The 7,963-nt window shown below is 69.8% G+C and carries 7 protein-coding genes and 1 pseudogene; 4 read left to right on the top strand and 4 right to left on the bottom strand.

Features of this window, described 5'->3' with window-relative positions; all coding sequences use genetic code 11:
- Positions 1-367: helix-turn-helix domain-containing protein (locus tag ACFHWS_RS21620; protein WP_416568907.1), on the bottom strand; the 367-nt coding region annotated here is incomplete at its 3' end.
- A 154-nt stretch (positions 368-521) separates the two neighbouring features.
- Here ACFHWS_RS21620 and ACFHWS_RS21615 point away from each other — a divergent pair.
- Together ACFHWS_RS21615 and ACFHWS_RS21610 are read left to right on the top strand one after the other, a co-directional pair.
- Positions 522-1,124 carry a general stress protein gene (locus ACFHWS_RS21615; RefSeq protein ID WP_416556688.1) on the top strand — a complete coding sequence of 201 codons (603 nt, stop codon included), beginning with the start codon at positions 522-524 and terminating at the stop codon, positions 1,122-1,124.
- Between the two features lie 271 nt (positions 1,125-1,395).
- Positions 1,396-1,530 (top strand): hypothetical protein, encoded by a 135-nt coding sequence (locus tag ACFHWS_RS21610; protein ID WP_416568906.1) that lies wholly within the window; start codon positions 1,396-1,398, stop codon positions 1,528-1,530.
- A 95-nt stretch (positions 1,531-1,625) separates the two neighbouring features.
- Here the strand turns inward: ACFHWS_RS21610 and ACFHWS_RS21605 are convergent.
- Positions 1,626-1,751: pseudogene (locus tag ACFHWS_RS21605) on the bottom strand (pirin family protein); the annotation flags it as partial.
- An 817-nt stretch (positions 1,752-2,568) separates the two neighbouring features.
- On the opposite strand from ACFHWS_RS21605, the gene ACFHWS_RS21600 reads away from it, so the two are divergent.
- Positions 2,569-3,288, top strand: coding sequence for a SigB/SigF/SigG family RNA polymerase sigma factor (locus tag ACFHWS_RS21600; RefSeq protein WP_416556744.1), 720 nt, complete (start codon positions 2,569-2,571; stop codon positions 3,286-3,288).
- 123 nt (positions 3,289-3,411) lie between these two features.
- On the opposite strand, the gene ACFHWS_RS21595 is transcribed toward ACFHWS_RS21600, so the two are convergent.
- The gene (locus ACFHWS_RS21595) at positions 3,412-4,155 is read right to left on the bottom strand and encodes a PP2C family protein-serine/threonine phosphatase (RefSeq protein WP_416556690.1); all 744 of its coding nucleotides are present in this window, start codon (positions 4,153-4,155) and stop codon (positions 3,412-3,414) included.
- 315 nt (positions 4,156-4,470) lie between these two features.
- Here ACFHWS_RS21595 and ACFHWS_RS21590 point away from each other — a divergent pair, with 315 nt between their 5' ends.
- The gene (locus ACFHWS_RS21590; protein WP_416568905.1) at positions 4,471-7,527 is read left to right on the top strand and encodes a glycoside hydrolase family 9 protein; all 3,057 of its coding nucleotides are present in this window, start codon (positions 4,471-4,473) and stop codon (positions 7,525-7,527) included.
- On the opposite strand, the gene ACFHWS_RS21585 is transcribed toward ACFHWS_RS21590, so the two are convergent.
- On the bottom strand, positions 7,505-7,939 hold the full coding sequence (locus ACFHWS_RS21585) for a helix-turn-helix domain-containing protein (protein ID WP_416568904.1): 435 nt from the start codon (positions 7,937-7,939) through the stop codon (positions 7,505-7,507). The genes ACFHWS_RS21590 and ACFHWS_RS21585 overlap by 23 nt on opposite strands.
- Positions 7,940-7,963: the final 24 nt, after the last annotated feature.

Below are 7,963 nucleotides of genomic sequence, written 5' to 3'. Positions count from 1 at the left end.
ACCAGCGGCCCGCCGCGTCCTGCGACACGGTCACCGTCGACGGCGCCGCGCCCTGCGGCAAATACCGGGCCCGTCTCGCCCAGAAGTTGGTGAACGCGGTCCGCAGGTGCCGCAGCGCCTGCTGCAGAGGGACGCAGGAGACGTCGTTGAGGAACGCCAGGTCGTCGGTCTTCTTCCACCCGGTCAGCATCGCCGACGTGGCGTTGTAGGTGATCCGTTCCCGGCGTTGCGTCCACGCCTCGGTGCGGGCGGCCAGCGCCATGTTGTAGACCAGCCGGACACAACCGAACGTCCGGGCGAGCTCGGCCGTCTGCTCCGGGGTGGGGTGGAAGCGGTACCTGAACGCCCGCTTCACGGTCCTGGACACAGTCGACAATCTAGCGATTCGGTCCTCAGCCGTGGGGTTGGTGTGGGGTGGACGCCGATCCACCTCGGCGGCGGATCGACTTTCCCTGTCCCGCTCCGCGGGGGTTCCGTTTCCTCCGCGGTCTGAAGGCCGGAGTATCCACGGAAGGACTCTGATGACCAGATCCACGACGCGTACGGATAATCCGTCGCCGGGCATGTTCGGCGACACCGCCAACTTCCCAGCCAGCAACCTGCCGGCCGGACCAGCCGGACCAGCCACCGCGCCCGGCGCCGCGCCGCAGGACGGCGGTCCCGCGCGGACCAGCGTAACCGTCGCCAGCTATCCGGACTACGCCTCCGCGCAGCGCGCCGTCGACCGGCTGTCGGACAACCGGTTCCCGGTGGAACGCACCGCCATCGTCGGCACCAATCTCCGGCTGGTGGAGGAGGTCACCGGCCGACTCACCACCGGCCGGGCGGCGTTGGCCGGCGCGGGAACCGGTGCCTGGTTCGGGCTGTTCATCGGCCTGCTGATCGGCATTTTCGCGGTGGTGAACTGGCTGGGCATCATCGTCACCGCCGTGGTGATCGGTGCGGTCTGGGGTGCCGTGTTCGGTGCGGTAGCGCACGCCATGACCGGTGGCCGGCGGGACTTCTCCTCCCGCAGCCTGCTACAGGCCAGCCAGTACGGTGTGACGGTCGACGCCGAATACGCCGACCGGGCCCACCAGGTGCTACGGGAGTCGAGCCAGCCGGCCGGACACCAATCCCGTTGACGAGGACGGCCCCAGCAGGGAGATCACGAGCGGCGGGGCGGGACAGCATCCTGGGTGCTGTCCCGCCCCGCCGCGCTGCGGCGCCCATTACCTGCCCCGCGCCTCCGGCACCCATCACTTTGTTCTTCCCGGGACGGTGTTTGGGTGGGGCGGACCGGGTACCCGGTTGCTGCGGCGACACCCGTAGGTGGCACGGCTCCGGGATTCACGGACGAGACCTGCTGCCTACCGTCATTGTCAAGATGCCAGGGCAGCAGGCTGAGGAGGCACGATGAGCACCGAAATCGTCACCCCGGATCCCCAGCGACCCTACTCCGACCAGACCATCCAGAGTGAACAAGGACTGCTCCTCGCGGTCCTGGTGATGGTGGTGCTGGGGGTGCTCGGGGTGTTCCTGGTCTCCTGACCCGCCGTGCCCGCCGGCAGCACGTCGGCGAGGCTCAACGCGGCGAGCAACTCCGCCCGGATGTTCGTCACGAACGGCCCGTACCGGGCGATGAGTTCCCGAATCGGCCGACCGCCGATGACGTACACGTCGAGCTGCGGTGCGCGGCTGTCCTGCCGGGCGTCGGCTGCGATCCGCAGCGTGTCGCCCGGCCCGTGGACAGCCAGTTGGCCGGTGCGCACGGGCCGCAGCTGCGGCCGACGGACCCCCGGCCGCCCAGGACGTACGCAAGAGCGTCGAAGTCGGCCCGCCAGGGCAGGTCCACCTGCGCCCCGGCTGTACCGTCAAGTGGCTGATGGTGATCGGGGTGTGGGCGGAGCCGGGGCCGTCGAGCCCGGCGACCGAGCCGGAGATCACCCGGATCAGTGCTCCGCCGTCCGCAGTGGCGCGCAGGGCGACCTGGTCGCCTCGGATGCCCTGGTAGCGGGGCGATGCGAACTTCTTCGGCCTGGGCAGGTCGACCCACAGCTGGAGGCCGTGCGCGTACTCCACCTCACCCATCTGGTCCAGATGCAGGAACGGGTTGAGCTCGGCCATCGGCACACCAGCGAATGCCCGACGCACGGCGGTCGCCCCGGGCGACCTACCGGTCGACGATCATGAGGCGCTGGTGACGCTTCATTGCCCGCGGACGGGGTAACCGACGGCAGGAAACGGTGCTCACGCGCGAAAAGATGTCCGATTTGATCTATCATGGGCGATAAATACATCGTACTTTCGGCTAGCTTTTGATTGACCGACCAGGTTAATGTTGGAGGCCGAAAGACCCTAGCGGACACATCAAGACGCACCACTTTCCATATCCGCGGACGAGGTGCAGGGAGGACCACCATGACCGCGACACTGACCGGACACCGCACGGTGACCGAGCCGACGACAGTAGCCGAACCGAATACAGTGGACCGGCCCAGGACAGTGGACCGGGCGGTGACCACGCCGGCCACACTGGACAAGCGGACGACCGCGCCAGAGGACAGCGCAACCGAGCTGCTGGCCGCGATGGCGGCGCTGCCGACCGGGCACCCATCCCGGGAGGCACTGCGCGACCGGGCCATCGAGGCGTGGCTCCCGCTGGCCCAGCACCTCGCCCAGCGTTACAGCGGCCGGGGTGAGCCGACCGACGACCTCGCGCAGACCGCGGCCGTCGGCCTGATCAAGGCCATCGACAAGTTCGACCCCACGCGCGGCGTCGACTTCGCCGGCTACGCGATCCCGACGATCATCGGTGAGCTGAAGCGGCACTTCCGGGACCGGACCTGGGACATCCGGGTACCCCGCCGGCTGCAGGAGCTACGGCTGAGCATCTCGGAGGCGAACAGCACCCTGCTGCAGACGCTGGGCCGGTCGCCGACGGTCGCCGACATCGCCGCACACCTGCGGATCACCGAGGAGGAGGTGCTCGAAGGCCTGGAGGGTGCCCGCGCGTACAACGCGGTGTCGCTGTCCACGCCGACCGGCGACGGCGAGCGCGCCACCGAGTTGGCCGACATGCTCGGCGCCGAGGACCGCGAGTACGAGCTGGCGGAGCTGCGGGTCGCGCTCGGCCCAGCGCTGGCCACCCTCGACGAACGCGAGCAGCGCATCCTCACCCTGCGCTTCTACGGCAACCTGACCCAGTCACAGATCGCCGATCAGATCGGCGTGTCCCAGATGCACGTGTCGCGGTTGCTCGCCAGGGCATTGACCAAGCTCCGCGGACAGTTGCAGTCGACGTACTGATCGGGCCGATCGGTGGATCGGGCCGTTGCCCGGCCGCCGGTCGCGACCCACGCTGCAGGCTTTCCCACCGGCTGTGGCCGGCCCCGACCTCCCGGGCCGGCCGCCGCCGGCGGCTCGGCCCCGTTACCCGGCGATGTCGCCGGTGACCTCGGTGATGTCGCCGATGACCACGGTGATGTTGTCCGGACCACCGGCCCGAATCGCCAGGTCGACCAGCCGTTGCGCGCCCGCCTGCGGGTCCGCGTAGGTGGCCAGGACCTCGGCGATGCTCTCCGCCTGTACCACGTTCGACAGCCCGTCGCTGCACAGCAGCCAACGGTCGCCGGTCTGCGGCTCGAAGACCTGGTAGGCGGGGTTGACGTTCTCCCCCTGCAGCGCCTGGGTGACTACCGCCCGACGCGGATGGCTGGCGGCCTGCTCCGCAGTGATGACGCCCTCGTCAACCAGCATCTGCACGAACGTATCGTCCCGGGTGACCTGCTCCAGCGCGCCGCCCCGCAGCAGGTACGCCCGCGAGTCGCCGATGTGGGCCAGGGCGATCGCCGCGCCGGACCTGGCGAAGAGCAGGGCGGTCAGCGTCGTTCCCATCCCCTCCCGCGCCGGATCCTCGGCTATCGCCTGACGAATCCCGGCGCTGGCGGTCTCGACCGCCGCCTGCAGCCTCGGTACCAGTTCATCGTCCGCGACGGCCGCATCGAGCGGTGCGATCGCCTCGACCGCGATCTTGCTCGCCAGATCCCCGGCGGCCATCCCACCCATGCCGTCGGCGACGGCGACGAGCCAGTCGCCAGCGTGCACGGAGTCCTGGTTCCCGCTCCGGATCAGGCCGCGGTCGGTCACCGCCGCGGAACGCAGCTTCAGGGTCATGGCTGGCAGCCTGCCAGGAACAGGGCAGAAATGTCTCTAGTAGATCAGCATGCAGATGCTAAAGATTATGGAGAATTGCGGCAAGATAACGGACATAAGCCGTGAAGCGCCACAAAGCAGACGTCGGGCGCCGGTCGCACGGCCCGCCGCGCATGACGTGATTGACACTCCGGTAACGCCCTGGCAACATCGTCTTAGATCAATGGGAGCGCTCCCAACCCTGCCCTCCGGCGCGGCCCGGGGAGGACCGACGTCAGGTCCGGTCCTCGGACCCCCCCGACCCGGGCAGTCCGACCCACGCGCGGAAGGAACCCCGTGACCCGATCCAGACGACGCCGGACGGTCGCGCTACTCGCCGGCACCAGTGCCAGCGTCCTGGCGTTGACCACCCTGACCGTGACGACGGCATACGCCGAGGAACGCGAACATATCGTCAACGGCACCTTCGACGACGGAACAGCCCCCTGGTGGGGCACCGAGAACGTCGCCCTGGCCGCCACTGACGGCCAACTGTGCGCCAGCGTGCCCGGCGGCACCACCAACCCGTGGGACGCCAGCATCGGACACAACGGCATCGAACTCATCGACGGTGCCGCGTACCGCCTGGCCTTCACAGCCGCCAGCGACGTCCCCGCGACCGTACGGGCGAACGTCCAGCTCAACGCGGAGCCCTACACCACCGTACTCAGCCGCGAGCTGGACCTCGGGCCGGACGGCGAGACAGTCACCTACGAGTTCACCGCGAACCTCGACTCACCCGACGGCACCCTCACCTTCCAACTCGGCGGCGGTGCCGCCGACTACATCCTGTGCCTGGACGACGTGTCGCTGGTCAGCGATGACAGCGCCGGTCCTCCGCCCGGGGGGCCGGAGCAGATCACCAACGGCGACTTCAGCAACGGCACCGACGGCTGGATCAGCTACGGCACCAGCAGCACCGGGGTGGTCGACGGACAGCTCTGCGCCACCGTCCCGACCGGGCTGGCCAATCCGTGGGACGCCGGCATCCTGCAAGAGAGCCTGCCGCTGATCGCCGGCGAGGAGTACACCATCGGCTTCACCGCGTCCGCCGAACCGGCCGCCGCCGTACGGGCGGTTGTCCAGCTCGGCGCCGACCCGTACACCGGCTACTTCGGCCGCGACCTGGCACTGACCGCCGAACCGTCGCGGGTCGAGGCGACCTTCGTCGCCAGCGAGGACACCGAACGGGCCCAGCTCGCCTTCCAGGTCGGTGGCAACGCCGACGAGTACACCTTCTGCCTGGACGACGTCTCGCTGCGCGGCGGCGAGGAGGAGCCGCCGTACGTGCCGGACACCGGCCCGCGGGTGCGGGTCAACCAGGTCGGTTACCTGCCCGGCGGGCCCAAGAACGCCACCGTCGTCACCGACGCCACCGAGCCGCTCGACTGGCAGCTGCACGACGCCGACGGGGCCGTCGTCGCCAGCGGCACCAGCACCGTACGCGGGTTGGACAGTGCCTCCGGCGAGCAGACGCACACCATCGACTTCTCCGCGTACCGGGGCACCGGCACCGGGTTCACCCTGGTCACCGACGGCGAGACCAGCTACCCGTTCGCCATCTCCGGCGACATCTACCAGCAACTGCGCTCCGACGCGCTGCAGTTCTTCTACATCCAGCGCAGCGGCATCGCGATCGACGGCGACCTGGTCGGCGAGGAGTACGCCCGCCCGGCCGGCCACGTCGGCGTCGCCCCCAACCAGGGCGACATCGACGTGCCGTGCCAGCCCGGTGTCTGCGACTACCGGCTCGACGTGCGCGGCGGCTGGTACGACGCCGGCGACCACGGCAAGTACGTGGTCAACGGTGGCATCGCCACCTACCAGCTGCTCAGCGCGTTCGAGCGGACCAAGACCGCGCCCAGCGCCGACGGCGGGGCCGGACTCGGCGACGGCACCTTGCGGGTGCCCGAGCGGGACAACGGCGTGCCGGACATCCTCGACGAGGCCCGCTGGGAGCTGGAGTTCCTGATGCGGATGCAGGTGCCGACCGGTAAACCGCTCGCTGGGATGGCCCACCACAAGATCCACGACCGGAACTGGACCGGCCTGCCGCTGCAGCCGGAGGACGACCCGGAGCTGCGGGAGCTGCATCCACCATCGACCGCAGCCACGCTGAACCTGGCGGCTGTCACCGCTCAGTGCGCCCGACTGTACGCCCCGTACGACACCGCGTTCGCTGACCAGTGTCAGACGGCGGCGACGACGGCGTACGCGGCGGCCGAGGCCAACCCGGACCGGCTCGCCGATCCGGCCGACGGCAACGGCGGCGGCGCATACAGCGACGGTGACGTCAGCGACGAGTTCTACTGGGCGGCGGCCGAGATGTACCTGACCACCGGCGAGCAGAGCTACCTCGACGACGTCACCGCCTCGCCGCACCACACCCGGGACGTCTTCGACGCGACCGGCTTCGGCTGGGGCTCCACCGCCGCGCTCGGCCGGCTCGACCTGGCCACCGTGCCGAACGGGCTCGCCCCGCAGGAACGGGACCGGATCCGCGCCTCGGTGGTGGCCGCGGCTGACTCCTACCTCGCCACCTTGGACGGTCAGGCGTACGGGTTGCCGATGCCGGGCAACCGGGGCGCCTACTTCTGGGGTGCCAACAGCAACATCATCAACAACGCGGTGGTGCTCGCCACGGCGTACGACATGACCGGGGACAGCGGGTACCGCGACGGTGCCGTGCAAGCGATGGACTACATTTTCGGCCGCAACGCGCTGAACCACTCCTACGTCACCGGCTGGGGTTCGGTGTACCCGCGCAACCAGCACAGCCGCATCTTCGGCAACCAACTCGACCCGGACCTGCCGACTCCACCGGCCGGATCGATCGCCGGCGGCGCCAACGCCAGCCTGGACGACCCGTTCGCCCGGGACCTGCTGGAAGGCTGCGCCCCGATGTTCTGCTACGTCGACGACATCGAGTCGTACGCGACCAACGAAGTGGCGATCAACTGGAACTCGGCGTTGAGCTGGATCGCCTCCTTCCTGGCCGACCAGGGTGACGCGGTGCCCGCACCGGCGCCGTTGAGCTGCCGGGCCGAGTACGTCAACTACGGTGAGTGGGCCGGCGGCGGAGGCTTCACCGCCCAGGTCGACATCACCAACACCGGGGACGCCACGGTCGACGGCTGGACGGTCCGCTTCGCGTTCACCGGTGACCAGCGGCTCCGGGAGGCGTGGATGGCTGAGGTCAGCCAGACCGGGGCGACGGTGACGGCCCACAACGAGACCTACAACGGCCGGCTGGAGCCCGGCGAGACGGCAATGTTCGGGCTGAACGTCACCACCGCCGGTGGGGCCAACCCGGCACCAGAGTTGATCACCGTCAACGGAGTGGCCTGCTCCTGAACCTGTGCTGGTGGCTGGCCCGCTGCTGCGCCGCGAGCGGCGGGCCGGCCACCAGTCGGCTGGCCCGCCGCTCGCCGGGACGGCCGACGGACGGACCCGCCCGGCCCCGTCGCCTTCGGGTCGCCGACGCAGGGTCGCCCGAGGGCCGGACAAACCGTCGCCAGCGGACGGTAGCCATCGGACGGCTGCGGGTCAGCTCCTGCGTCGCCTGCGCCAACAGCTCCTCCAGCGCGACACCGAGCGCCCGGCAGATCGATGCCAACATCTCCGAGGACGGTTCCTTGCGTCCGCGTTCCAGCTCCGACAGGTACGCCGTGGACAGCCCGGCGGCTCGGGCGACGTCCTGCAGAGTACGGCCCTGGTCCTGCCGGAGCCGACGCAACACCCGCCCGATGACCTGTCGCAGCAGCATCGAAAGTCTCCGTCCAGGCTCGCC

Origin of the sequence: Micromonospora sp. LOL_013, from assembly GCF_048060315.1 — a bacterium.
Lineage (GTDB): Bacteria > Actinomycetota > Actinomycetes > Mycobacteriales > Micromonosporaceae > Micromonospora_E.
Note: the sequence above shows the minus strand (reverse complement) of the source record. Positions and strands in the feature narration are given on the sequence as shown.

Excerpts from the sequence above, each read along its gene's own strand:
- ACFHWS_RS21615 (WP_416556688.1), top strand. The coding sequence starts at position 522 with ATGACCAGATCCACGACGCGTACGGATAATCCGTCGCCGGGCATGTTC.
- ACFHWS_RS21610 (WP_416568906.1), top strand. The coding sequence starts at position 1,396 with ATGAGCACCGAAATCGTCACCCCGGATCCCCAGCGACCCTACTCCGAC.
- ACFHWS_RS21600 (WP_416556744.1), top strand. The coding sequence starts at position 2,569 with ATGGCGGCGCTGCCGACCGGGCACCCATCCCGGGAGGCACTGCGCGAC.
- ACFHWS_RS21595 (WP_416556690.1), bottom strand. The coding sequence starts at position 4,155 with ATGACCCTGAAGCTGCGTTCCGCGGCGGTGACCGACCGCGGCCTGATC.
- ACFHWS_RS21585 (WP_416568904.1), bottom strand. The coding sequence starts at position 7,939 with ATGCTGCTGCGACAGGTCATCGGGCGGGTGTTGCGTCGGCTCCGGCAG.